We start from the raw sequence: 24,793 nt of genomic DNA, 5'->3' as shown, positions 1-24,793 counted from the left end.
TCAGCTGTAGCGCACCGCCTCGAGGAACACGATGCGCTGGCCGACGTCGTGGAACACCCGCGCCGAGGCGATCTGGTTGTAGTCGATGCCGTCCAGCAGGCTCAGCATCTGGGCGTCGTGGCGGTAGCGCGGGCGCCAGTCCAGCAGGCCTTCGAGAAGGGTGATGGCATTGATGCCGGGGCGGAAGTTGCCCAGCAGCAGGCGGCCGCCCGGACGCAGGGCCTGGAACAGCCGATGCACCAGGCGTTCGCAACGACGGTCGTCGAGCAACTCGGTGACGGCTGCCGAATACACCAGGTCATAGCCCTCGAACCGGTACTCGCCGGCGAGCAACTCTTCGAGGCCGCCCAGGCGGGTGGTGACCCCCAGCGCGCCGTAGCTCTTGCGCACGGTTTCCAGGCGCGCCTGGTCATCGTCGAACACCAGCATCTCGCCATAGCGGCCATGGCGCAGCGCATGGGAGAGTTCCGCCTCGCGGAAGTGGCCGCCGGCGATGCACAGCAGGCGGGCGGCCTTGCCCGCCTGCTGGCAGGTGTCGTCCACGGCGCGGGCCAGCATGCGGCGCCGGCAGCGCAGGGCACGGGCGGCCGCCGCGTTGGTGGCGAAGTCGAACAGCTGGCGGGTACGCTCCTCGGGCAGCTCGCGCAGCGCGTCGGACTCCACGCCATACAGATAGTCCAGCAGCACGGCGTTGCCGCAGCGCATGCCCTGGCTGGGGAGGCGCCTGCAGGGGAACTGCAGGATGTTGTTGGTCGGGGGTGGTGCTTCGCTGGCTGGCCCGGGTCGGTCGAACTTCAGTCGCTCCCGTTCCGACTTGATCCTTGCCAGTTCCTGGCGGAGCTGTTGTTGTTCCTCGATGCGTCTGCGCAACTCTTCCGGCCCGCTGATTTCTTCCACACGCCACCTCCTCTGGCTCGACGCGGAATCCTTGACCCGACACGCGGGATGAAGGCAGATGTTGACTCCGTAAGTACCTTAGTTGATGGCCATTTGCCCGCCATCATTCATCTAGATGAAATGGCGATTTCCGATGGCTGGAAATATGCCGATCAGAGGTCCTGGAGGCGTGCGAGGAGACTGACCAGCTCGGCCTGGCGTTCCGTCCCGGTCTTGCGGAAAAGCGCGCGCAGCTGGGTGCGAACGGTGTTGATCGAGACCGTCAGGCGTGCGGCGCAGGCTTCGGGGGCGAGGCCCTGGACCAGCAGCTCGGCAAGGCGTCGTTCCGCCGGGGTGAACTGGAAGACTTCGGCCATGAACCGGCTCCGCGGCTGGTGTTCCAGCACTGCGAGGAGCGCCATGGGGCCCGGGTATCGGGCGGCCAGGGCCTGCTCTTCGGACACCGGTGTGACCAGCAGCTGGCTCGCAGGCTCCGCCTCCAGCGGGAGCCAGCCGGCGCGACGGTTGCCTTCGCGGCCCAGCGCCTGGCGGATCAATGCCTGCAGGCGGCTGTCGAGGCTTCCACCGTGCAACCGGCCCTGGCGCTCCTGCAGGGGAAACTGCCGCCGACTCAGGCGCAATTCGGCCTGGCGGTTGCAGAACAGCACCCGGCCCTCGGCGCCGAGCAGCCAGACCGGCACGCCGTGGCGTTCCAGCAGCAGGTCACGGCGCGCCACGTCCAGTTCCAGTGCCTGCAGGCGGTTGGACATCCGTGCCGCGCGCAGCAAGTGCGGGCTGAGGCGGTCCAGCAGGTCGCGCTCCTGCCTCTGCGGCAGCGCCGCGCCCACTGCCGTCAGCAGCGACAGGTAGACGCCCGAGTCGGCCTGCTCATGAAGTTTGATGCAGGAAATGCTGTTCATGCCGAAGGGCAGGTGGAATTCCTGGTAGTAGGGGTCGCGCTGGATGCGCCGTGGACCCAGGTCTTCGCGGTCGTGGTACCAGCTGCCGACGGGGCGTGGCACCAGCACTTCCTTGGCCGGATCGTACTGGTGGTAGTAGCTGTTGTAGGCCTCCACGCTGGCCGGGTCGCAGCTGTGGATGGAAGTCACCTGCGGCCGCCGCTGGCGCTGGTCGAGGAAGAGCAGGGCGCCCATCTGATGCCCGGTGGCTGCCGCCAGCCGGTCCAGCATCGGTTCCCAGGCGCCTTCGTCCAGCACGCATTCGTAGCAGAGGTTGACCAGGTCGTCGTAGAGCTCTTCCATTTGCGGCATTGCGCGGCGTCCTTGAGCGGTGGGTGGCGCATTGCCTTCATATGGCACAGCCCTGTGGCCCTTGAGAATCGCCGCTGGTCGGGCCAAAGGATTCCCGCCTGGAAGCCTGGATGAACGCCATGTAAACAAAAGTTTACGCACCCGGGGCGCCTGGCAGGTGATGCCATCGGCATTCCGGGGGTGTAAGGAAAACTTTCCGGATTGACCGTTCGGCGTTTCGCTTCGGCAAGTTCGACACCTTGTTCGCGAAGCCCTGCCAGAGTGTCATGGCGCAAACAAGAAATCGGTCCGACACCATGAACACCGAACTGACCCTCTATGGCTACTGGCGCTCCAGCGCTGCCTACCGTGTCCGCATCGCCTTGAACCTCAAGGGGCTGGCCTACCGCCAGGAGCCGGTCCACCTGGTCAAGGATGGCGGCCAGCAGCACCAGGGCGCTTATCGCGAACTCAATCCCCAGGGCCTGGTGCCGCTGCTGGTGGACGCCGGCAACGCCGGTGGCGAAGTGCGCATCGCCCAGTCCCTGGCCATCCTCGAATACCTCGAAGAAGTCTTCCCCGTGCCGGCCCTGCTGCCGGCCGACCCGGCCCAGCGCGCCCTGGTGCGTTCCCTGGCCCTGCATATCGCCTGCGACATCCATCCGCTGAACAACCTGCGGGTGCTGCAGTACCTCAAGGCCGAACTGGCGGTGTCCGACGAGGCCAAGGACGCCTGGTACCGCCACTGGGTGGCCCTTGGCCTCGCCGCCGTGGAAAAGGGCCTGGAGGCCTTCGGCGGCAAGCTCTCCCTGGGCAGCCGGCCCGGCTACCTGGAAGCCTGCCTGCTGCCCCAGGTGTACAACGCGCGACGCTTCGACTGTGACCTGTCGGCCTATCCGCGCATCCTCGATATCGCTGCGCGCTGCGAAGCTCTCGAGGCATTCAGGAATGCTGCTCCGGAGGTACAGCCAGACGCCCAGTAACCCAGGCCTACCTGCCTTGCAAACTTCCGCCGGACCACAAGCCCGGCGGGTGAAATCCCGTCACGACAACAACAAAAGGTGACGCAATGAGTGACATGCAACACTCGGGCGAGCTGAAACGCGGCCTGAAGAATCGCCATATCCAGTTGATCGCCCTCGGCGGCGCCATCGGTACCGGCCTGTTCCTCGGCTCGGCCGGGGTGCTCAAGTCCGCCGGCCCTTCGATGATCCTCGGCTACGCCATCTGCGGCTTCATCGCCTTCCTGATCATGCGCCAGCTCGGCGAGATGATCGTCGAAGAGCCGGTGGCCGGCTCCTTCAGCCATTTCGCCCACAAGTACTGGGGCGGCTTCGCCGGCTTCCTCTCCGGCTGGAACTGCTGGGTGCTGTACATCCTGGTGGGCATGTCCGAGCTCACCGCGGTGGGCAAGTACATCCACTACTGGTGGCCGGACGTACCCACCTGGGCCACGGCGGCGGTGTTCTTCCTGGTGGTCAACGCCATCAACCTGGCCAACGTGAAGCTCTTCGGCGAGGCCGAGTTCTGGTTCGCCATGATCAAGGTGGTGGCCATCGTCGGCATGATCATCCTCGGTTGCTGGATGCTGTTCAGCGGTAGCGGCGGCGAGCAGGCCGCGGTGAGCAACCTGTGGGAACATGGCGGCTTCTTCCCCAATGGCGTCAGCGGGCTGGTGATGGCCATGGCCTTCATCATGTTCTCCTTCGGTGGCCTGGAGATGCTCGGCTTCACCGCCGCCGAGGCCGACAAGCCGAAGCAGGTGATCCCCAAGGCGATCAACCAGGTCATCTACCGCATCCTGATCTTCTATGTCGGCGCCCTGGTGGTGCTGCTCTCCCTGAGCCCCTGGGACGCTCTGCTGGCTTCCATCAACGGTGCCGGCGACGCCTACAGCGGCAGCCCCTTCGTGAAGATCTTCGCGCTGATCGGCAGCGACACCGCCGCCCACCTGCTGAACTTCGTGGTGCTCACCGCCGCCCTGTCGGTCTACAACAGCGGCACCTACTGCAACGGCCGCATGCTGCTGGGCCTGGCCGAGCAGGGCGACGCCCCGCGCGCCCTGGCCAAGGTGGACAAGCGCGGCGTACCGGTGCGCTCGCTGCTGGTATCGGCCGGGGTGACCTTCCTTGCCGTGGTGGTCAACTACGTGGTCCCGCAGAACGCGCTGGAGCTGCTTATGTCCCTGGTGGTGGCCGCCCTGGTGATCAACTGGGCGATGATCAGCTACTCCCACCTGAAGTTCCGTCAGCGCATGGACAAGGACGGCGTCCGCACCGGCTTCCGCGCCCTGTGGTTCCCCATGGGCAACTACCTGTGCCTGGCCTTCGTGGTGTTCATCCTCGGCGTCATGCTGATGATCCCGGGCATCCAGGTGTCGGTCTACGCCATCCCGGTGTGGCTGCTGGTGATGTGGGGCTGCTACCGCCTCAAGCTGTCCAGCGCCGCCAAGGCCCGCCAGGCCTACGCCGCCGGCTGATTGCCGCTCCACCCGCAAGGCCCGGCCCAGCGCCGGGCCTTGTCGTTTCCGTGTTCCGGGTTAAGGAAAGGACCACGCAATTTGTCGTGAAATTGCAGGTAATTTCGGAGAATTCATAAAGGGATGCTGGCTTCTTCGGCTTGTGAAGCGGGCGCCTCCCTGTATGGTGGTCGGTTCGTCTCTAGGACCCGTACAGGAGAAAGGATATGAAACTGGCCCTGCACTTCGATGGTTCCGTTGCGATCAACACCCTGCGCCAGGCGATCCTGGCCGCTGGGGAGAGCACCACCATCCACTACTCCGCCGCCCACGACCTGGACGCCAGCACCATGCTCTCGGTGCTGAGCGCCGCAGGCGGCGAGAAGAACCTGATCCTCGGTTTCGACGGCGCCCGCCTGGACCCCCGCAGTCTGCAGCAGGCGGTGAGCTTCACCGGAGACCGCACCCGCATCGATATCGCTGCCGCCCAGGCGGTACACCCGAGCGCCCTGGTGACCGCCATCACCGCCGCTGGCGATGGCAAGTCCATGCGGGCCGTCTTCAGCGGCGCCCGGGTCAACCAGGAAATCCTGCGCAGCGCCCTGGATGTCGCCGGCCGCCTGGTGGATATCAGCCTCGGCGCCTCCCAGTCCCTCGCCCTGGAAACCCTGCTGGCTACCCTCCAGGCCGCCGGCGACCAGCGCAAGTTCGCCGTGGAACTGGGCGGCGCGCAGCCGGCTGCCAACCTGCTCCAGGCCGTGGAGGCGGCTGGCGCCAATACCGGCATCGCCATCAACACCGCCCACGCCCTGGACCGGGACGAACTGCAGGCGCTGATGCTGGGGGCCGGGGATGCCAAGCAGCTCAGCCTGTCGTTCAATGGCGGCCAGTTGGACGAAGCCAGCCTGCCGCAGATAGTGGCGGCAGCCGGCACCAATACCCTGGTGCGGCTGAACAACGCCGAGGCCCTCGGCGCTGGCCGCCTGCTCTCGGCCATCGAGGCCACCGGCAATACCCGTCAGCTCAGCGTCGAGTACAACGGCGTGCAGACCCCTGCCGCTGGCCTGGTGCAGGCCATCGAGGCGGCCGGCATCAGCACCTCAGTGAGCGTCAGTAGCGCCCAGGGCGTGGCGGTCGAGGGGTTGGTTGCGGCTCTGGACGCGGCGGGGCAGGCCAGGAAGCTGGACCTGCAGTTCAACGCCGGGCAACTGCCGGCGGCCGAGTTGCAGCGGTTGGTGGAAGCCGCCGGCAATCGCTGCGGCCTGTCCATCAACGGCGCCCAGGCACTGCCATTGCCGGCGCTGCTGGACGTACTGAAGGCAGCGGCCTGACCGCCGTTCCGCCGGATGGACCAACGGGCCGCCTGCGGGCGGCCCGTCGCTGTCTAGCGTTGCAGCAGGCCGGCCCAGGTGGAGAGGGGCACGGGCGGATCCTGGTGCCAGATGCGCTGCCAGAGCACCTTCAGGCGTTGCAGGTCGCCGCGCTCGGTGCGCCAGCGGCGCGCCTCGGCCACCGGCTGCCAGCGTCCGTCCCGGCGCTCGGCGAGGACGAAGCGGAACGGGTGGAAACCGGTCATGCCCAGGCGCAGGTCGGTGACCACCAGCACCTGGCCGATCTGGTCGTAACGCAGGATGCCGTGGGTGAACCACGCCAGCCGCATATGCTGGGGCGAATCCCGCAGCCGCCGCGCGAGTTCGGTACCGCGCGGGATGCGTTCGAGCTTCGGTGGCTTGTGGTCGAACCAGCTCACCAGGGCTTCGTGGTAGTCCTCGCCGTCCAGCACTATCACCCGCCAGAGCAGGGTATTGAAGGGGGTCGGGGTGCTGAAGATCGCCTGCGGGCGGATGCCTTCGCGGTCCAGCACTTCGGCGATCTGCTGCTCGGCCATGAATTTGCCGCCCAGGGTCGACAACAGGTAGAGGCTGGACAGCGCCAGCGCGGCCAGTGGCAGGCGTGGCGCGCGCCCACGCAGCCCGAACAGCAGCCCGCCGAGCACCGCGGCCAGCAATGGCAGGCTGTAGAGCGGGTCGATGATGAAAATGCTCGACCAGGCCACCGGGGGCGTCAGCATCGGCCAGAACAGCTGGGTACCGTAGCTGGTGAAGCAGTCCAGCAGCGGATGGGTGGCCAGTACCAGCCAGAGGCCGAGGAACAGGCGTCGGGTGGAATAGCCCGGATGCGGCCGCAAGCGTCGCACCAGCCAGGTGAGCAGCGCGGCCAGGGCACTGAGGACGAAGAGCGAATGGCTGAAACCGCGGTGGTGGGTCATGGTGTCCACCGCGTCGCTGTAGCGGATCACCACGTCCAGGTCCGGCAGGGTGCCGAGCAGGGCGCCGTAGAGCAGCGCCTTGCGGCCTTGCCAGCGGCCGAGCACCGCGCCCTGGATGGTGGCGCCGAGCAGTGCCTGGGTGAGTGAGTCCATCGCCGTCCCTCGTGATAGGTCAGCGAGCTACGTTAACTATCCCGTTGACTGATGGCTTGCGGGAAATTCGGACGAAAGTTTTCCACCGGCGCGGCATGAATCCCGCCTGTGGCCCGCCGTAGGGTGCGCCATGCGAACTCGAACCCTGCGCCACGTCCAGGCGCCGGTGCGCACAGCGCACCCTACCACGCAGCCCCAATCGCCCTGGCCAAATAAACGACGCTCCTGGCCGCACATGCGAGGTACAGCTTGAGCACTCGGCTGACGGTAGGGTGCGCCATGCGCACCGCCTACACGCTCAAGCCCTGCGCCACGTCGAGGTCGCACCCTGCGAGCCCGGTCAGGCAGCGCTACACGCGGTTGCCGCTGCCACGTCGGCGGGCCTGGGCGAGCAAGGCCGGGCCGATCTCCTCCAGGGGCAGCACCTCTTCCGCCGCGCCGATCTCCGCCGCTTCCCGGGGCATGCCGTAGACCACGCAGCTGGCTTCGTCCTGGGCCAGGGTGTAGCCGCCGGCCTGGCGAATTTCCTTGAGGCCCCGGGCGCCGTCCTTGCCCATGCCGGTGAGCAGGGCGGCGATCAGGTTGCGGCCGGCGCAGCGGGCTGCGCTCGAGAACATCACGTCCACCGCCGGGCGGTGGCCGTTGACCTGGGGCGCATCGGACAGCCGCGCCACGTAGTTGGCGCCGGAGCGTGCCACTTCCATGTGCAGGCCGCCGGGGGCGAGGAGGGCGGTGCCGGGGAGGATGCGGTCGCCGTCGCGGGCTTCGCTGACGCTGATGCGGCACAGCTTGTCCAGGCGCGCGGCGAAGGAGCGGGTGAAGCCGGGCGGCATATGCTGGGTGATGACTACGCCGGGGCTGTCCGCCGGCAGGCCCAGCAGGACTTCCTTGATGGCTTCGGTGCCGCCGGTGGAGGCGCCGAGGGCGATCAGCTTCTCGGTGCCGACTATGGGCAGGCCGCGTTCCGCCTGGCGCTGGGTGGCGGCCGGGTTGCGCCGGATCATGCGCGCGCCGGCGGCGACCTTGAGCTTGGCGCGGATCTCCTCGGCGTAGCGCTGCATGCCGTCGGCGATGCCGAGCCTCGGCTTGGCGACGAAGTCGATGGCGCCCAGCTCCAGGGCGCGCAGGGTGGCTTCGGAACCGCGTTCGGTGAGCGAGGAGATCATCACCACCGGGGTGGGCCGACCCTTCATCAGCTTGTCGAGGAAGGTCAGGCCGTCCATGCGCGGCATTTCCACATCCAGGGTGATGACGTCGGGGGCATGCTGCTTGATCAGGTCGCGGGCGACGAAGGCATCGGGCGCCACGCCCACCAGCTGCAGTTCGGCGTCGGCGCGGACGATTTCACTGAGCAGGCTGCGGATCAGCGCCGAATCGTCAACCACCAGTACCTTGATCGCCACCCGGTCACTCCTTGAACAGGTCGTAGGGCCCCAGCGCCTCGCCGCGCTTGAGGTAGAGCAGGTATTCCAGTTCGCGTTGCAGGATGGTGTCGTTGTGCAGGCTCCTGAGCTTCTTCACCAGCACCTTGCCGCTGGAGGGAAAGATGTAGACCTTGCGCGCGTGCGGGCCCATCACATCCTCGGCCAGCAGCGGGATGCCTTCGGTGTCCAGGTAGCTGTGGACGAACTCCACCGTGCGCAGGGTGGTGTCGTGGCGCAACAGGTCGTGAGGCAGGTTGCCGGCGCCGAATACCTTGGCTTCCAGCTGGTGCCGGCGGGCACCTTCGCGCAGCAGTTCTTCTATGAGCTGCTCCATGATACGCACGCCGTGGTTGGCGCTGGCCTGGTCGGGCAGGAGGAAGTGGTTCATCCCGCCGATGCCGCGCTGGCTGTCGAACAGGCAGACCGCCACGCAGCTGCCGAGTACCGCGACCAGCACCTGGTCCTCGCTGGTGGCGTAGAACTCGCCGGGCAGGATCTTCACCGCCGGCAGCTGGAAATCGGGATCGAAATAGCGGTTGGCGGCGATGGCGCCTGCGGTTTCTCCTTTCATGCCGGAACTCCTGTAACGGGCCTGTAGACGGTGCGGCTGACCAGCTTCACCACGTGGCTAGCCTGGACGAAGCTTTCCGAGTGCCCGGCAAAGAATAGACCGTCTGACCTGAGCAGCCGCACCATGCGTTCCAGCAGTTGGACCTGGGTGGTCTTGTCGAAGTAGATCATCACGTTGCGGCAGAAGATCCCGTCGAAGCCGCCGGGCAGGCGCCAATCGGCATCCAGCAGGTTGATGCGGCGGAACTCCACCATCTGCCGCAGCTCGGGCACCACCCGCGCCATGCCGGCATTGGCGCCGGTGCCGCGCTGGAAGTAGCGTTTCTTCACCGCCGCTTCCAGCTGGGCGATGCGCTCCAGCGGGTAGACCCCGCGGCGCGCGGTTTCCAGTACGCCTGTGTCGATGTCCGAGGCGATGATCTGCAGGTTCCGCGCCCGTTCGCCGAGCGCCTGGTGCAGGGCGATGGCCATGGAGTAGGGCTCTTCCCCGGTGCTGGATGCCGCCGACCAGAAGCGCAGCGACCGGCCCCGGCGCTGGGGTTCGGCGGCCAGGGCGGCGAGTTGCGCGAAGTGGTGCGGTTCGCGGAAGAAGGCGGTGATATTGGTGGTCAGGGCATTGATGAAGTGCTGCCATTCCCCGGGGTGCTGGTCGAGGTAGGCCAGGTAGCTGGAGAAGCCGGACAGGTCGAGCTGGCGCAGCCGCCGTGCCAGGCGGCTGTAGACCATCTGCTGCTTGCTGGCGGCCAGGCTGATGCCGGAGCGCCGGTAGAGCCTCTGGCGCACCTGCTCGAAGTCGTTTTCGTCGTAGCTGAACTCGTGTCCGCCCGGGACCTGCGCGTTCATCGGCTTCCCTCGAAACCCGGCGCCAGGGGCGCCGGGGTGGTCTGGCCCTAGAACTCTTCCCATTCCTCTTCCTTGCTCCGTGCGCTCCGCCCGGCGCGCGGCGGGCGTGCCGGCTGGGGCTGGGGCTGGCGCGCGGTGCCACGGGCGGCGGCCGGCTGGCCGGCGTGGGCGGGGTCCAGCTTGAACACCGCCACCGAGCGGGCCATCAGCCCGGCCTGTTCCTGCAGGGCTTCGGCGGCAGCGGCGGCCTGTTCCACCAGGGCGGCGTTCTGCTGGGTCATCTCGTCCATCTGGCTGACCGCGCCGTTCACTTCCTCGATGCCTCGGCTCTGCTCGGTGGAGGCGGCGGCGATCTCGGCCATGATGTCGGTGACCCGCTTGATGGCGATCACGATGTCGCTCATGGTCTGGCCGGCCTGGGCCACCAGGGTGTTGCCGTTCTCCACCTTGCTCACCGAGTCGGAGATCAGGGTCTTGATCTCCTTGGCCGCCGCCGCCGAGCGTTGCGCCAGGGTGCGCACCTCGGCGGCGACCACGGCGAAGCCGCGGCCCTGCTCGCCGGCGCGGGCCGCTTCCACTGCCGCGTTGAGGGCGAGGATGTTGGTCTGGAAGGCGATGCCGTCGATGACCCCGATGATGTCGGAGATCTTGCGCGCCGACTCGTTGATGGAGGACATGGTGCTGACCACCTTCTGCACCACGTTGCCGCCCTCGGTGGCCACTTCCGAGGCATTCACCGCCAGGGAGTTGGCCTGGCGCGCATTCTCGGCATTGAGTTTCACGGTGCTGGTCAGCTCCTCCATGCTGGAGGCGGTTTCCTCCAGGCTGGAGGCCTGCTGCTCGGTGCGGGTGGACAGCTCGGCGTTGCCGCTGGCGATCTCGCCGGCGGCGGTGTTTATGGTGTCGGCGGCTTCGCGGATCTGCCCGAGCATGCGCGACAGGCTCTGGGCGGTCTCGTTGGAGTAGTCCTTCAGCTCGCCGAAGGTGCCCTGGTAGTCGGCGTCGATGCTTTGCGACAGATCGCCCTGGGCAAGGGCGCCGAGCATCCGCGAGACGTCCTTGAGGCCCTTGTCGGCGGTGTCCACCAGGGTGTTCAGGCCGTTGGCCAGGTTGAGCAGGAAGCCGCTCTTGCCCTCTTCGCTGATGCGCTTGGAGAAGTCGCCGGTGGCCGCGGCGCCGACCAGCCCGGCCACTTCTTTCTCGACCTGGACTTCCGCCGTGCGGTCGGCCCATTCCACCACCGAGCCGAGGCGCTCGCCGGCATCGCTGAGGACCGGGTTGGCCACCAGGCCGAAGGTACGCCCGCCCACCTCGATCTGGGTGCGGAAGGTACTGGTGAAGGTGGCGAGCAGGCGCTTCTGGTGCTCGGGGTTCTTGTGGAACTGGTCGATGGACCCGCCCAGCAGCCTGCTCACCGAGAAGCTGGGCAGCGCCTTGCGCAGGTCCGCCTCGGCGTTCTGCAGCATGCTGGTGACGGTCTTGTTCATGTAGACGATGGTGCGCTCGCTGTCGGCGATCATCACGTTGGTGCTGCAGTTATCCAGGGCGCTCTTGATGCGCACGTTCTCCGCGGCGGTCCGGGCGGCGACCTCGAGGCGGTCGCGCACGCCGTCGATGGCTTCGGTGATCTGCGCCTTCTTGCCCGGCAGCCGCTCCATGTCCTGGCTGAAGTCGCCATTGCCGTAGGCGGTGACCACGCGCACCACCTGCATCTTCACGGCGATATGGGCGGCCACCAGGTCGTTGATGCCCTTGGCGAGGCGCGCGTGGATGGCGCTGAAGCGTTCGACCGGGATGACCTGGTCGATCCAGCCGTCGCTGTGCTGGCGGGTCATCTCCACCAGGGCCTGGTCCAGCGCCTCGGTCTGGGCCGCCTCGGCCTTCTGCTGGCGCAGGCTTTTCTGCAGGTGCGCGAGGCTCTCGTGGACCGGCGCCCAGATGGGATCGTCAGCCTGGCCCAGGGGCTGATCCAGGTTGCCGTCGGCCAGTGCCCGGATCAGGCCGGCCAGGTGCTGCGCGCGAAGTTGTGCTTGTGCTTTTCCGTTGAACAGACCCATGGATTGTCCCCTTGCGTGTCAGGCTGCGGCTGCTTCGACCAGGGCCATTTCGCGGCTGGTCATCAGCTTCTCGATATCCACCAGGATCAACATCCGCTCGGCCACGGTGGCAAGGCCGAGCAGGTATTCGGTATCGAAACTGGCGCCGAACTCCGGCGGCGGCTTGATCTCCTCGCTGCCGAGGGCGATCACGTCGGACACCGAGTCCACCACCACGCCGACGATGCGGCGGCCGATGTTGAGGATGATCACGACGGTGAAAGGGTCGTAGGTGACGTCGGCCAGGTTGAACTTGATGCGCAGGTCGACGATGGGAACTATGGCGCCGCGCAGGTTGATCACGCCCTTGATGAAGGCGGGGCTGTTGGCGATGGCGGTGACATGGTCGTAGCCGCGGATTTCCTGCACCCGGAGTATGTCGATGGCGTACTCCTCGCGGCCGAGGGTGAAGGTCAGGTACTCCTGGGCCGGTTGTCCGGCCTGTTCCGCACTAGGGGAGTTCATGCAGCGCTGCTCCTTGTTGTTTTTGTTGTTGTGCCAGGCCCGGCAAGGCGTCGACGTCGAGGATCAGGGCGACGCTGCCGTCGCCCATGATGGTGGCGCCGGCGATGCCGTCGATCCGGCGGAAGTTCTGTTCCAGGCTCTTGATCACCACCTGCTGCTGGCCCACCAGGTCGTCCACCTGCAGGGCGAAGGGGCGGCCATCGGCTTCGAGGATCACCACGATGGACTGCTCGGCGGGCAGCGGCGGGCTGGACTCGCCCAGGAGATCGTGCAGCGAGAGCAGCGGCAGGTACTCGCCGCGCACGCGGATCACCGCGCCTTCCTCGCCGCCCAGGCCACGGATGTCGGACGCTTTCGGCTGCAGGGACTCGACTATGTAGGTCAGCGGGATCACATAGTGGGTGCGCGCCACGGCGACGATCAGGCCATCGAGGATCGCCAGGGTCAGGGGCAGGCGGATGCTGATGCGGGTTCCCTGCCCGGCGACTGAGTCGAGGTCGATGCGTCCGCCCATGGTCTGGATATTGCGCTTGACCACGTCCAGGCCGACGCCGCGCCCGGAGAGGTCGGTGACCGTTTCGGCGGTGGAGAAGCCGGGCATGAAGATCAGTTGCCAGACCTCGGCGTCGCTCATGCCGTCGTGCACCGGCAGGTTCTTCTCGCGGGCCTTGGCGAGAATGCGCTCGCGGGACAGGCCGCGGCCGTCGTCGCTGATCTCCACCACTATGCTGCCGCCCTGGTGGAAGGCGCCCAGGCGCACGGTGCCGCTGGCCGGCTTGCCGGCGGCCAGGCGCGCCGCGGGCAGTTCGATGCCATGGTCGATGCTGTTGCGCACGATGTGGGTGAGCGGGTCGCTGAGGCGTTCGATCACGCCCTTGTCCAACTCGGTGTGCTCGCCCTGCAGCACCAGATCCACCTGCTTGCCGAGACGCGCCGAGGTGTCGCGCACCAGGCGCGGGAAGCGGCTGAAGATGAAGCTGATGGGCAGCATGCGGATCGACATCACCGATTCCTGCAGGTCGCGGGTGTTGTGTTCCAGTTGCGCCAGGGCCTGGTGGATGCGCTCGTGCTGGCTCGGGTCGAGGGCGCCGCCGAGCTGGCCGAGCATGGCCTGGGTGATGACCAGCTCGCCCACCAGGTTGATCAGGCTGTCGATCTTCTCGACGCTGACGCGGATGGAGCTGGATTCGCCTTCGACGCTGGCCGCCTTGCCGGGCGCTGGCACCGGGGCGGACTTCGCCGCTTCGGTGGTTGTCTGAGTCGCGGCCGGGGTGCCGGGTGCATCGTCGAAGAAACCGAAGGCTTCCGGCTCGGCAGCGCCGGGCGTGCCCGGGGCATCGTCGAAAAAGCCGAAGTCCTGCTCCTCGATGCCTTCGGGCGTGCCCGGTGCGTCATCGAAGAAACCGAAGCCCGCATCCTCGCCGGCCTCCAGCAGCTCACGCAGGCGGGCGACGGTTTCCGCCACCGGCACATGCGGGTCGGGGCGCTGCTGGCGATGGGCCTCGAGCAGGCGCATCAACACGTCGCGGGCCTGCAGGAAGAGGTCGACCATCTCCGCGTGGAGCGCCATCCGGCCGCTGCGGATGCGGTCGAGCAGGGTCTCCAGTTCATGGGTCACGGCGGTCAGGTCGTCGAAGCCGAACATGCCGGCCGAGCCCTTGATGGAATGGGCGGCGCGGAAGATGCCGTTGAGTTCTTCCGCATCGGGCTGCTGCAGGTCGAGGCCGAGCAGCAGCAGTTCTAGGCTGGCCAGGTGCTCTTCGGTCTCCTCGAAGAACACCTGGAGGAACTGGTTCATCCCGTCGTTCATGGGGCGGCGCCTTGTGCCGGGGGTCAGGGGAGGACCTTGCGGGTGACTTCCAGCAGCTTGGGCGGATCGAAGGGCTTGACCAGCCAACCGGTGGCGCCGGCCGACTTGCCCTGCTGTTTCATGGCGTCGCTGGACTCGGTGGTCAGCATCAGGATGGGCGTGGCGCGGTAACCGGGCAGCCCGCGCAGGTTGCGGATCAGGCTGAGCCCGTCCATGTTCGGCATGTTCTGGTCGGTGAAGACCAGGTTGTAGGCCTTGCTCTGGGCCTTGCCCAGGCCGTCCTTGCCATCCACCGCCTCGTCCACCAGGTAGCCGGCGGCCTTGAGGGTGAAGCTCAGCATCTGCCTTATGGATGCCGAGTCGTCGACTATCAGGATCTGCTTGCTCATCAGGTGCGGCTCCCCCTTGCGCTCGTTTTTCCGGGTGACGCTTCTCTTTGTTGTAGGGGGCGAATTCATTTGCCAGGCAGGCCGAAGGTCTGCCTTGTATCGACGGGGCAACTGCGTTGCCCTTGGCGAATGAATTCGCCCCTACAGAGTTCTGCACAACGGTGATGGCAACTAGCCATGTCTATGTGTAGATGGGCGCCTGTTGGGCGTCCAGTTCCTGGCGTCAACCATTCGTCGTGCGGATGAACGGCAGCCGTCCGGCGATCAACGGCTCAGAAAAGCTCCACCTCGCCCGCGCCGACGCTCTGCTGGCTCACGGGGTTGGCGATGGGTTTGCGCAATTCGGCGGTTTCGCTGTCAAGCCGCTCGGCCCATTGCTCCGGCGCCAGGCTGCGCAGCCCGCCGAGGCCGGCGGCGAAACCGCCGAGCCTGGCGAAGTGCTTGCGCATCTGGCCGAGCAACTGGCTGCTCATGTCCTGGAACTGCAGCGCGGTGATGGCCTGGTCGACGCCCGAGCCCACCTCCAGGGAAATCCGGTCCAGTTCCTGGATCACCTTCAGGGTGTGGCGGTTCATGCCTTCCAGGTCTTCCAGCATGTCGTGGACCTGCTGCCTGGCTTCGAGGGCGAAGCCCATGTCCTTGTCCGCGAGCTGGGCGATGGCGGCCTCGGCATCCTGGATTTCGCGGTAGACCACGTCGACGTGCTGGCGGATCTGCCCGGAGAATCCGGTGGAACGGGTGGACAGGGCACGCACCTCATCGGCCACCACGGCGAAACCCCGGCCGCTTTCCCCGGCACGGGCGGCCTCGATGGCGGCGTTCAGCGCCAGCAGGTTGGTCTGCTTGGCGATGGCGTCCATATCGTGGGTGGATTTCAGGATATCGGCGATCTTCTGCGTTACCCGGTCCATGCGCTTCACCAGCTCCTGGGAGGTCTGGCTGGTTTCCAGGGTGGCCTCGACGAACAGGCCGAGGGTATGGCGGGTGGTGGCGATGAACTCCTGGAAGTTCATACCATCGTCATCGACCGACTGTTCGCCGTAGCGTTCGATCAGGGAATGGGAGTGGCCGCGCTGCTGGTCGACGCGGGCGGCCAGGCCATGGAAGCTGTCGCCGAGGCGGCGGATGGCGTCCTGCAGCAGGCTGTCGATCTGGCCGGCATGGGCCTGGAGGGTGCCGAGCTGGTCGTCCAGGGCGGCCTGGGCATGTTGCCAGTCCGGCGCCGCGGTCACCGGCTGCAGGCTGGCCCGGGTCGCCCCGGGACTGGCCCCGCGCAGCAGCCAGACCAGCGACAGGCTGGCCAGCCAGCCGCCGCCGAGAGCCAGCCAGGCCGGCACCTCGAGGGCGAACAGGCCGGCGCAAGCCAGCCAGACCAGGGAGTGCAGGGCCAGGCCCTTGATGGGGTTGGCGGACGACGGATGCGACATGGTGCACTCCCTTGCCTGGTTGTTCGGCCGGACGACTGACCCTGCGAAGGTCATCGGCAACGCTGGTTAAAACTAGAGGGTGATAGCGTGCTGTCAAATGGCCAACCGTCCGCCGCTTGTGCCGATCATCCGGTGGTTTCGGCCCCTTCCTCCGGCAGGCTCACATAGCGCTGGGCGCCGCAACGCAGGCAGCGTTGGCAGATCATGGGCACGGCGCCCACTTCGGTACGGAAACTCTCGGTCCAGCGACAACCGAGCAGGAAGCAACGAATACGCATGGCTCCTCCCCGGGGGCGATCCCCTTGGTGAGATAAGGCAGTGGTGGTTTGGAACTGCACTCGCCTTGTTCTTGTTGGAGGCATGGATCGGGCCCGAGATTCGGCCAGGAGCGCTAGAACCGGCAACCTAAATGATCGGGTGGTACCACCGCTTGTCGGCGACCACTTGGCGAAAGCGCCAGGGCCCATTCGCCCGACACTTGCAGCCCTCGAGGATGGGGCGGGTCGATCGGGATGCTGTGCTGGTCGTCAATGGGTTAATCGCGGCTGGACAGCTGTTGTCGTTCGGACTCCTGGATAATCAGGTCGATGGCTTTCTTCGCGATAGGCGACAGGGTGCGCCCGGCATGGCACACGATGGTCTGCTGGATGTAGCGCAGGTGAGCGGGTATCGCCGGCCGGATGGCGGGAACCAGGTCGATCATGACACCGGTTTGCACATCGTTCTCCACCCACGATTGCCAGGTCAGCAGCAGGGCGTCGCTGGTCAGCGTGGAGTGGCGCAGCCAGCTCAGTTCGTTGCAGATCAGTCTCCAGGGCAGTGGCGTCCCCGGTGGCAGCCCGAACAGCGCTCGCGCGTGGGTATCGTCGGTGCTCACGGCGTTCCACGGATAGGCGAGTATCTGCTCGTGCGTGATGGGGGTGTCCTGAAGCGCCAGCGGGTGGTCGCGGCGGCAGAAGATGGACGCCGGCTGCGGGGGCAAATGCCTGACGGCAAAGCGCGGATCGGTATCCCGGTCGACCTTCAACGCGGTCACCACGAATTCTATGTGCTCCAGTTCAAGGCGACGGAGCAGGTGAATCCAGTAATTGACCTCGACGTTCACGACGAGCTTGGGCGCGCGCTGTTTCAGTGTCGTCAGCACATTCGGGATGGTGACGTTGGCGGCCATCAAGCTGACACCGAAACTCAGCTCTCCCCCTTCGGCTCCGGCGATGTCATTTGCCTCCGCGACCAGCTTGCTGGCGCAGCCCATCAATTCGCGCGCCCGTGCGATCAATTGCTGGCCCGCTGACGTCAGCATCACTGATCGCGTGTCCCGATCGAACAGACGTACACCCAGATCCGCTTCCAGCGATTGAATGCTGCGGCTGAATGCCGTCTGCGAGAGGTGAGCCCGTTCCGCTGCCCGCGAGAAGTGCAATTCCTCGCTGAGGAGGAGCAGGTGACGGACTCGTTTCAAATCGATTGAGTCGTTCAACGCATTAATCGCTCAGTATTTTTGCATTGGACGCTTGTACATCACTTGAAGAGACTCCGCCAGAGCTCGTATCGCTCAGCTGGCAGCCGCCGCGGTTGCCAAGCCCATAACAATAAGTAGCGGGGAATGCTTGTGATAAGGAAATGTCAGCCTGGTCGCTTTCGCCTTCGGGCCCTGGCAGCGGCCATGACCTTTGGCTGGGGCATGCAGGCTCACGCCGTGTCCTTCAGCCTGGGCGAGATCGATGGGCAGTTCGACTCCACGCTGTCCATCGGCGCCAGTTGGGCGGTTCGCGGCGCCGATCCGGACAACATCGGCACGTTCAATGGTGGTAGCGCCTCTTCCCAGACCGGTGACGACGGGCGCCTCAACTTCAAGAAAGGCGAGACCTTCTCGAAGATCTTCAAGGGGATCCACGACCTGGAGCTGAAGTACCGCGATAGCGGCATCTTCCTGCGTGGCAAGTACTGGTACGACTTCGAACTGAAGGACGAGCATCGTCCGTTCATCGAGATCGACGAGCACAACCGCAAGGAGGCTGCCAGGTCCTCCGGCGCCCAGCTGCTGGATGCATTCGCCTATCACAACTACATCGTTGCCAATCAGCCGGGGACCGTCCGCCTTGGCAAGCAGGTGGTGAGCTGGGGCGAGAGCACCTTCATCGGCAACAGTATCAACAGCATCAACCCGATCGACGTGGCGGCCTTCCGCCGACCGGGTGCGGAGATCAAGGAAGGCCTGCTCCCGGTGAACCTGCTGTATCTCTCCCAAGGGCTGGGCGATAGCCTGTCGGCCGAGTTCTTCTATCAGCTCGAATGGGATCAGACCGTAGTCGATAACTGCGGCACCTTCTTCGGCGCGGATACCATCGCCGATGGCTGCGACGATCGCCTGGAGTTGTCGTCGCTCGGCGATCCCGCCACGCATTTGCACATGACCCGTGGCGCGGACCGGGACGCGCGTGACGGCGGGCAGTATGGCATCGCATTGCGCTGGTTCGCCGAGGAGCTGAACAACTCCGAGTTCGGCTTTTACGTGATGAACTATCACAGCCGTTCTCCCTACCTGGGCGCAATCGTAGGCACTGGCCCGTTCACTGTACGCCCGGGCAGCACTGCGACCACTGCCGAGTACTTCCTGGAATATCCGGAAGACATCCGCCTGTACGGCCTGAGCTTTTCCACCACGGCCGGCGGCACGGCCATTTCGGGCGAGATCAGCCATCGGCCCAACATGCCGCTGCAACTCAACAGCAACGACGTCACCACGGCGGCGCTCGCCGGGCAGTTGGGTGCGGCCCTGGGCACTCCTGTATTCGCCAGTGGCCATGCCCGGCCGATCGCCGGAGAGGAGTTCCATGGTTACGTGCGCAAGCCGGTGAGCCAGGCCCAGGTCACGCTGACGCACTTCTTCGACCAGGTACTGACGGCCGATCGCCTGACGCTCGTGGGTGAGGTCGGCTACAACCACCTTGGCGATATCAACGACAGCGCGCTGCGCTTCGGGCGGGACAGCGTATTCGGCAATGGCGAACTGCCCAGCAACAGCAATTGCACCTTGCTGGCCAACCCAGTGAATCCCCAGGAATGCAATAGCAAGGGGTTCTACACCACCACCTCCTGGGGCTATCGCGCACGGGCGATCCTCGACTACCAGAACCTGCTCGCCAACGTGAACCTGAAACCGAACCTGTCCTGGTCGCACGACGTGGATGGCTACGGACCGAACTTCAACGAGGGCAGCAAGGCCGTGAGCCTGGGCCTGGATGCCGACTACCGCAATACCTACAGCGCCAGCCTGTCCTACACCGATTTTTTCGGTGGCAAGTACAACACCTCGATCGATCGTGACTTCGTTGCGCTCAGCTTCGCCGTGAGCTTCTGAGCCCGTGCGCAACCACTTACCCAGGAAGATGATGCGATGAACTCGTCGAAAACCATCCTGAGGTCCGGCGCCCTGGCGCTGGCCTTGTCCTCTACCTCTGTCCTCGCTGCCGTATCCCCCGGAGAAGCGGAGCAGTTGGGAACTCGGTTGACGCCCATCGGCGCCGAAAAGGCCGGCAATGCCGATGGCAGCATACCGGCGTGGACCGGCGGCCTGCCGCAGAATGCCGGAGCGGTCGACGCCAAGGGATTCCTGGCGGACCCCTATGCCGGTGAGCAGCCATTGTTCAGCATCACCACGCAGAACATAGAGCAGTACAAGGAACGGCTGACCCCCGGCCAGTTGGCCCTGTTCAAGCGTTATCCCGATTACCGGATGAATGTCTATCCCACCCACCGCAGCGCCGGCCTGCCGGCAACTGTGCTCGAAGCCACCCGGAAGAATGCGGTCAATACCCGGCTGGTGGCCGGCGGCAATGGCCTGGAGGGGTTCACCGGCGCCAACCCTTTCCCCATTCCGAAGAACGGACTGGAAGTCATCTGGAACCACATCACCCGTTATCGCGGTGGCAGCGTGAAGCGCCAGATCGTGCAGATCGTGCCGGACCCCAGGGGGAACGGTAGTCCGGTGACCTATGACCACCAGGTGGTATTTCGCGAGCACCTCGCGGACTACGACCCCGGCAAGCCGAGCAACGTGTTGTTCTATCACAAGCAGACCGTGATCTCTCCCGCGCGCCTGGCCGGTAACGTGGAACTGGTGCACGAGACGGTCGACCAGGTGAAGGAACCGCGCCTGGCCTGGCTGTACAACGCCGGTCAGCGCCGTGTGCGCCGCGCACCGCAGATCGCCTACGACGGCCCGACGGCCAGCTCGGATGGTCAGCGGGTGTCGGACAACTACGACATGTATAACGGCGCCCCGGATCGCTATGACTGGAAGCTGGTCGGAAAGCAGGAGCTCTACATCCCCTACAACAGCTACAAGCTCGATTCGCCGCAGCTGAAGTACAGGGACATCATCAAGGCCGGCCATATCGACCAGGACCTGGCCCGCTACGAGCTGCATCGCGTGTGGCATGTGGTCGCCACCCTGAAGCCTGGCGAACGCCACATCTATGGCAAACGGGACTTCTACATCGACGAAGACACCTGGCAAGCGGCGGTCATCGACCACTATGACGGTCGTGGCACCCTGTGGCGCGTGGCCGAGGCTCATTCGCAGTTCTACTACAACCACCAGACCCCCTGGTACACGGCCGAAACCCTGAACGACCTGGTGTCGGGGCGATATCTGGTCCTGGGGCTGAAGAACGAAGAGAAAAGCAGCTACCAGTTCGATATCAAGGCGATCGAGGCCGAGTTCACCCCCAACGCCCTGCGCCAGTCCGGCGTGCGCTGACCAGCCAAAACGCTCCGTGTGTCCCCGCGGCCTTCGGGCCGCCTTTCGTTCGAGACCACCCATAGGAAGGAGAAATCCATGACAACGAGAAAGGCCGTTCTGCACACCTTGCTGGGAAGCCTGGTGCTGTCCTGTTCAATCGCCCAGGCCCTCGTCCAGCCCCAGTTTGCGGATGCCGGGGCCAGCGACCCGGTGGTGATGGGCTGGATGCAGGGCATTCCGCCCGCACCCGGGAAAACCATAGGTTTCGACAATTTCCTGCAGTTCCCGCAAATGCGCTGGTCGTTCTCGCACATGCGCGAACTGCTGCCGACGGTGCAGGTCTCGCGGGGCAGCGGGGAGGTCAGCCCCCTGCCGCGCGCCGAGCGCACGGATATCGATGCCCTGGAATTCATCCCCCTCGGCGGTGACCGCCCCATGACCTGGGAGCAGTCGCTCAAGGCCAACTACACCGATGGCATCCTCGTGCTGCACCGTGGGCGAGTGGTCTACGAGCGCTACTTCGGCGGCCTGAGCGAGTCGGGCCAGCACATCGCGATGTCCGTGACCAAGTCCTTCATCGGCACCTTGGCGGCGATGCTGGTCCAGGAGGGCAAGATCGATCCGCAGGCGAAGGTGAGCCAGTACGTCCCGGAACTCGCGGACAGCGCGTTCGGCGACGCCACCCTGCGCCAGGTGATGGACATGACCGTCGGCGTTCGTTTCTCGGAAAAATATGCCGACCCCAAGGCGGATATCTGGGAGTACGTGCGGGCGGGCCATATGCTTCCCCGCCCGGCTGGCTACGACGGCGCCACCTCGCTGACCGGGTATCTGGTGAAGTTGCAGAAGGAAGGCGAACACGGCCAGGCCTTCGCCTACAAGACGGTCGATACGGAAGTGCTGTCCTGGGTGATTCAGCGCGTGACCGGCAAATCCATCGCCACCAACCTGCAGGAGCGCATCTGGAGCAGGCTTGGCGCCGAGCAGGATGCCTACTTCATCGCCGACGAGATTGGCACGGCCTTCGCGGGCGGTGGCCTCAACACCACCTTGCGCGACCTGGCCCGTTTCGGCGAGATGATGCGCCTGGACGGCAGGTTCAATGGCCAGCAGATCGTCCCGAAGGAGGTGGTCGCGGATATCCGCGCCGGCGGCAGCACCGAGCACTTCGCCAAGGCGGGCATGGCGCTGCTGCCGAACTGGAGCTATCGCGACATGTGGTGGGTGTCGAACAACGAGCATGGCGCCTACTCCGCGCGCGGCGTACATGGGCAGGCCATCTACATCGACCCCACGGCGGAAATGGTCATCGTCCGCTATGCCTCCCATCCGCTTGCTGGCAGCTCCAATTTCGATCCGACCTCCCTGCCGGCCTATCACGCCCTTGCCAAGCACTTGATGGCCAAGTCCCTATAAGGAAGCGCACTCGCCAAGCGGACTCTGCCAGGGCATCTGCATCACCCTTGGCGATTCATTTGGACTTGGGAAACCACGTCCTGAGGACGTGGTCATGAGCCAGCGGCTCTGCCTGTGACGATTCGAATACCCAGGCTAGCAGGATGAAGCCGATGGGGTAGGGTGCGCCGTGCGCACCGGCGGTTTGACGTGGTGCCGAAGCCGATCCCGGAATCGGTGCGCGCAGCGCACCCTACGGTCCAGGCCAGGCGAAAGGGGGCGGTCTTGTGCAGGGGGAGGATTCGCCCCCTTCCAGGGGGCTAGCGCAAATCCACGTTCTACGAACGTGGATGTCTACTCGCCAAGGGCCGCGCAGCGGCCCGGATCACCGGTCCGCCATTTTCCCCACAGGGGCCTGAACCTTGTTCCCGCTGCCACAGTCAAACCCGCCGGCCCGACTTCCTCAGCACCCTCTCGCAAGATCCCTCATGCGCCCAATCACCCGATCCCTTCGCCTGTTCTCGCTGTTTCCCATCGTCCTGAGCCCCCTGTTCGCCGGCCCCGCCCAGGCCGGCAGCGAACGCCAGTTGCTGGCCGCCATCAACGACTACCGCACCCACAGCCAGCGCTGCGAATGGCGTAGCTACCGGGCGGCGCCGCCGCTGGTGCTGAAATCCAATGTCGCCCTGCCCGTGGGGTATTCGGGCGAGCTGCGGCGCGGATTGCGCAACGCCGGCTACCTGGCGGGCGAGGTACGCACCATTCGCCTGTCCGGGGCGCGGGATGCCGGGGCGGCCTTCGATATGCTCCGCGACGAATACTGCAGTGACCTGCTCGACACCCAGGTTTCCGACATCGGCATCAGCCGCAGCGGCAACCAATGGCGCCTGGTGCTGGCCCGGCCGATGGCCAGCGCCCAGTTGGGCGATGCCAAGTCGGCGGGGCAGGCACTGCTGGCCAAGGTCAACGCGGCGCGGGCCAGGTCGCGCATGTGCGGCGGCAAGCGCTTCGCCGCCGCCCGCCCACTGACCTGGAGTTCCGCCCTCGGCAGCGCCGCCCTGCAGCACAGCCGCTCCATGGCCACCCGCGACTACTTCTCCCACCAGGGCCCGAACGGCGATTCTCCCTTCGACCGCGCCCGCGCGGCTGGCTACAAGGGCCGGCAGGTCGGCGAGAACATCGCCGCCGGCCAGGGTTCGCCCAGCCAGGCCATGGAAAGCTGGCTGGACAGCCCCGGCCATTGCGCCAACCTGATGAACCCCAGGTTCACCCATGTCGGCGCCGCCTACGCCTCGCAAACCCGCAGCGAGAACGGCATCTACTGGACCATGATGTTCGGCGCGCCCTGATACCGGGAGTGCCTGTGGGGGCGAATTCATTCGCAAAGGGCAACGCAGTTGCCCCCTCCAGCGCCTCAGGGCAGACCTGCGGTCTGCTTCGCGATTGAAATCGCCCCCACAACGGCTGGCCTTGTCAGTCGCCCAGCGGCATCCGCTTCCAACTCGGCTCATCCCTCAATGCCGGATCATCATGGGCGGCCATGCGCCTGGCCAGCAGGTGGGCGCGTGGCGCGGCGATCAGGCGGGCGAAGTCGTAGGCGACGAACCAGGGCCGGTTGTCGATCATCACCGCCCGCAGATGCTGGGTATGGCGTTGGAACACTATGGGGGTATATGCGTCTTGCATGGTGGTTCTCCGTTATGGGGTCAGGAGCTGCCACCTGCGTCGCCAAACGAGGGTGGCAGACCGCGCGGGGTTGGCGAACCGGCTAACGGGAACCGGCAGATCACGAGGATCTCCCCGCGCGATCTGCCATATAGCGCTGCAGCAAAATCTGCAGATGTGGTGATGCCTGCAAGAAACGTCCGCCGATTCTCGCATGCACCGTTCGGCGCAATCGCGCCCGTTATAACCAGGTCGCCAAACCCGGCCACGGGATTGACCGTGGCCGGGGCAGGATAGGGAGGGCAGGGCGCAAGGGCAAGCGGGGCGAAGGTCGAGCGGATCGCCCTGGTGTCAGGTCGACGCCAGGGCGAGTTCGGCAAACACGCCGATGAGGACGAGGCGGATACTCTGGAGGGTGTTGCGCATGGCTGGTTCTCCTGGTGGAGGAAGTGCGTGGTACATCCTGCGGGCCGTTTCTTCCTGTAGGGGCGAATGAATTCGCCCCTACAAGGAGCCGGCCGGGGCCAGCCCGTCAGTGCTTGAACATCACATGGCGCACCGCGGTGTAGTCCTCCAGCCCGTACATGGACATGTCCTTGCCGTAGCCGGAGTGCTTGACGCCGCCATGGGGCATTTCGCTGACCAGCATGAAATGAGTGTTGACCCAGGTGCAGCCGTACTGCAGGCGTGCGGACAGGCGGTGGGCGCGGCCGACATCGGCGGTCCAGAGCGAGGAGGCCAGGCCGTAGTCGGAGTCGTTGGCCCAGGCCAGCACCTGCTCCTCGTCGTCGAAGGCGGTGACCGAGACCACCGGGCCGAACACCTCGCGGCGGACGATCTCGTCATCCTGGTGGGCGCCGGCCAGCACGGTGGGCTGGAAGAAGAAACCGGGGCCCTCGACGCGCGCCCCGCCGGTGACCACCTGGATGTGCGGCAGGGCGGCGGCGCGCTGGACG

Annotated in this window: 22 protein-coding genes; 7 read left to right on the top strand and 15 right to left on the bottom strand. The window is 65.8% G+C overall.

Annotation, left to right across the window (positions count from 1 at the left end):
* Positions 1-897, bottom strand: a complete 897-nt coding sequence (locus tag ACFPU0_RS21180) for a class I SAM-dependent methyltransferase (protein ID WP_377695253.1) — start codon at positions 895-897, stop codon at positions 1-3.
* A gap of 152 nt (positions 898-1,049) precedes the next feature.
* Positions 1,050-2,147, bottom strand: a complete 1,098-nt coding sequence (locus ACFPU0_RS21175; RefSeq protein ID WP_377695252.1) for a helix-turn-helix transcriptional regulator — start codon at positions 2,145-2,147, stop codon at positions 1,050-1,052.
* A 296-nt stretch (positions 2,148-2,443) separates the two neighbouring features.
* Between ACFPU0_RS21175 and maiA the strand changes: the two genes are divergently transcribed.
* The 3 genes from maiA to ACFPU0_RS21160 all read left to right on the top strand — a co-directional run bounded on the left by maiA (position 2,444) and on the right by ACFPU0_RS21160 (position 5,915).
* On the top strand, positions 2,444-3,109 hold the full coding sequence (gene maiA / locus ACFPU0_RS21170; protein ID WP_377695251.1) for a maleylacetoacetate isomerase: 666 nt from the start codon (positions 2,444-2,446) through the stop codon (positions 3,107-3,109).
* Positions 3,110-3,195: 86 nt separating this feature from the next.
* The gene (locus ACFPU0_RS21165; protein ID WP_377695250.1) at positions 3,196-4,605 is read left to right on the top strand and encodes an amino acid permease; all 1,410 of its coding nucleotides are present in this window, start codon (positions 3,196-3,198) and stop codon (positions 4,603-4,605) included.
* 206 nt (positions 4,606-4,811) lie between these two features.
* A complete protein-coding gene (locus ACFPU0_RS21160) occupies positions 4,812-5,915 on the top strand; it encodes a hypothetical protein (protein WP_377695249.1) in 1,104 nt (367 codons plus the stop codon).
* A gap of 53 nt (positions 5,916-5,968) precedes the next feature.
* Here ACFPU0_RS21160 and ACFPU0_RS21155 read toward each other — a convergent pair whose 3' ends face one another.
* The 11 genes from ACFPU0_RS21155 to ACFPU0_RS21100 all read right to left on the bottom strand — a co-directional run bounded on the left by ACFPU0_RS21155 (position 5,969) and on the right by ACFPU0_RS21100 (position 17,510).
* A complete protein-coding gene (locus ACFPU0_RS21155) occupies positions 5,969-7,006 on the bottom strand; it encodes a metal-dependent hydrolase (protein WP_377695248.1) in 1,038 nt (345 codons plus the stop codon).
* A gap of 350 nt (positions 7,007-7,356) precedes the next feature.
* Positions 7,357-8,409 (bottom strand): protein-glutamate methylesterase/protein-glutamine glutaminase, encoded by a 1,053-nt coding sequence (locus tag ACFPU0_RS21150; protein ID WP_377695247.1) that lies wholly within the window; start codon positions 8,407-8,409, stop codon positions 7,357-7,359.
* Positions 8,410-8,413: 4 nt separating this feature from the next.
* Positions 8,414-9,001, bottom strand: coding sequence for a chemotaxis protein CheD (locus ACFPU0_RS21145; protein ID WP_377695246.1), 588 nt, complete (start codon positions 8,999-9,001; stop codon positions 8,414-8,416).
* On the bottom strand, positions 8,998-9,843 hold the full coding sequence (locus tag ACFPU0_RS21140; RefSeq protein WP_377695245.1) for a CheR family methyltransferase: 846 nt from the start codon (positions 9,841-9,843) through the stop codon (positions 8,998-9,000). Before ACFPU0_RS21140 ends, ACFPU0_RS21145 begins: the two co-directional genes overlap by 4 nt.
* 47 nt (positions 9,844-9,890) lie before the next feature.
* Positions 9,891-11,900, bottom strand: coding sequence for a methyl-accepting chemotaxis protein (locus tag ACFPU0_RS29450; RefSeq protein ID WP_417715037.1), 2,010 nt, complete (start codon positions 11,898-11,900; stop codon positions 9,891-9,893).
* Positions 11,901-11,918: 18 nt separating this feature from the next.
* The gene (locus ACFPU0_RS21125; protein ID WP_377695244.1) at positions 11,919-12,404 is read right to left on the bottom strand and encodes a chemotaxis protein CheW; all 486 of its coding nucleotides are present in this window, start codon (positions 12,402-12,404) and stop codon (positions 11,919-11,921) included.
* Positions 12,391-14,214, bottom strand: a complete 1,824-nt coding sequence (locus tag ACFPU0_RS21120) for a chemotaxis protein CheA (protein WP_377695243.1) — start codon at positions 14,212-14,214, stop codon at positions 12,391-12,393. Before ACFPU0_RS21120 ends, ACFPU0_RS21125 begins: the two co-directional genes overlap by 14 nt.
* A gap of 23 nt (positions 14,215-14,237) precedes the next feature.
* Positions 14,238-14,603, bottom strand: a complete 366-nt coding sequence (locus tag ACFPU0_RS21115) for a response regulator (RefSeq protein ID WP_377695242.1) — start codon at positions 14,601-14,603, stop codon at positions 14,238-14,240.
* 272 nt (positions 14,604-14,875) lie between these two features.
* Entirely contained in the window at positions 14,876-15,616 is a 741-nt protein-coding gene (locus tag ACFPU0_RS21110) for a methyl-accepting chemotaxis protein (protein ID WP_377695482.1), read from the bottom strand.
* Positions 15,617-16,155: 539 nt separating this feature from the next.
* Positions 16,156-16,308, bottom strand: a complete 153-nt coding sequence (locus ACFPU0_RS21105) for a PSPA7_2676 family Cys-rich small protein (protein ID WP_377695241.1) — start codon at positions 16,306-16,308, stop codon at positions 16,156-16,158.
* A 257-nt stretch (positions 16,309-16,565) separates the two neighbouring features.
* Positions 16,566-17,510, bottom strand: coding sequence for a LysR family transcriptional regulator (locus ACFPU0_RS21100; RefSeq protein WP_377695239.1), 945 nt, complete (start codon positions 17,508-17,510; stop codon positions 16,566-16,568).
* Positions 17,511-17,636: 126 nt separating this feature from the next.
* On the opposite strand from ACFPU0_RS21100, the gene ACFPU0_RS21095 reads away from it, so the two are divergent.
* The 4 genes from ACFPU0_RS21095 to ACFPU0_RS21080 all read left to right on the top strand — a co-directional run bounded on the left by ACFPU0_RS21095 (position 17,637) and on the right by ACFPU0_RS21080 (position 23,521).
* Complete coding sequence (locus ACFPU0_RS21095; protein ID WP_377695238.1) at positions 17,637-19,394, top strand: DUF1302 domain-containing protein; 1,758 nt, start codon at positions 17,637-17,639, stop codon at positions 19,392-19,394.
* 36 nt (positions 19,395-19,430) lie between these two features.
* Entirely contained in the window at positions 19,431-20,795 is a 1,365-nt protein-coding gene (locus ACFPU0_RS21090) for a DUF1329 domain-containing protein (protein WP_377695237.1), read from the top strand.
* A 78-nt stretch (positions 20,796-20,873) separates the two neighbouring features.
* Positions 20,874-22,193, top strand: coding sequence for a serine hydrolase domain-containing protein (locus ACFPU0_RS21085; RefSeq protein WP_377695235.1), 1,320 nt, complete (start codon positions 20,874-20,876; stop codon positions 22,191-22,193).
* 467 nt (positions 22,194-22,660) lie between these two features.
* Positions 22,661-23,521 carry a CAP domain-containing protein gene (locus ACFPU0_RS21080; protein WP_377695233.1) on the top strand — a complete coding sequence of 287 codons (861 nt, stop codon included), beginning with the start codon at positions 22,661-22,663 and terminating at the stop codon, positions 23,519-23,521.
* A 124-nt stretch (positions 23,522-23,645) separates the two neighbouring features.
* Here ACFPU0_RS21080 and ACFPU0_RS21075 read toward each other — a convergent pair whose 3' ends face one another.
* On the bottom strand, positions 23,646-23,858 hold the full coding sequence (locus tag ACFPU0_RS21075; protein ID WP_377695232.1) for a hypothetical protein: 213 nt from the start codon (positions 23,856-23,858) through the stop codon (positions 23,646-23,648).
* Between the two features lie 511 nt (positions 23,859-24,369).
* Positions 24,370-24,793 (bottom strand): aldehyde dehydrogenase family protein (locus tag ACFPU0_RS21070; RefSeq protein ID WP_377695231.1); only part of this gene is annotated, 424 nt, incomplete at its 5' end.

This window comes from Pseudomonas sp. GCM10022186 (assembly GCF_042656385.1).
GTDB lineage: Bacteria > Pseudomonadota > Gammaproteobacteria > Pseudomonadales > Pseudomonadaceae > Metapseudomonas.
Note: the sequence above shows the minus strand (reverse complement) of the source record. Positions and strands in the feature narration are given on the sequence as shown.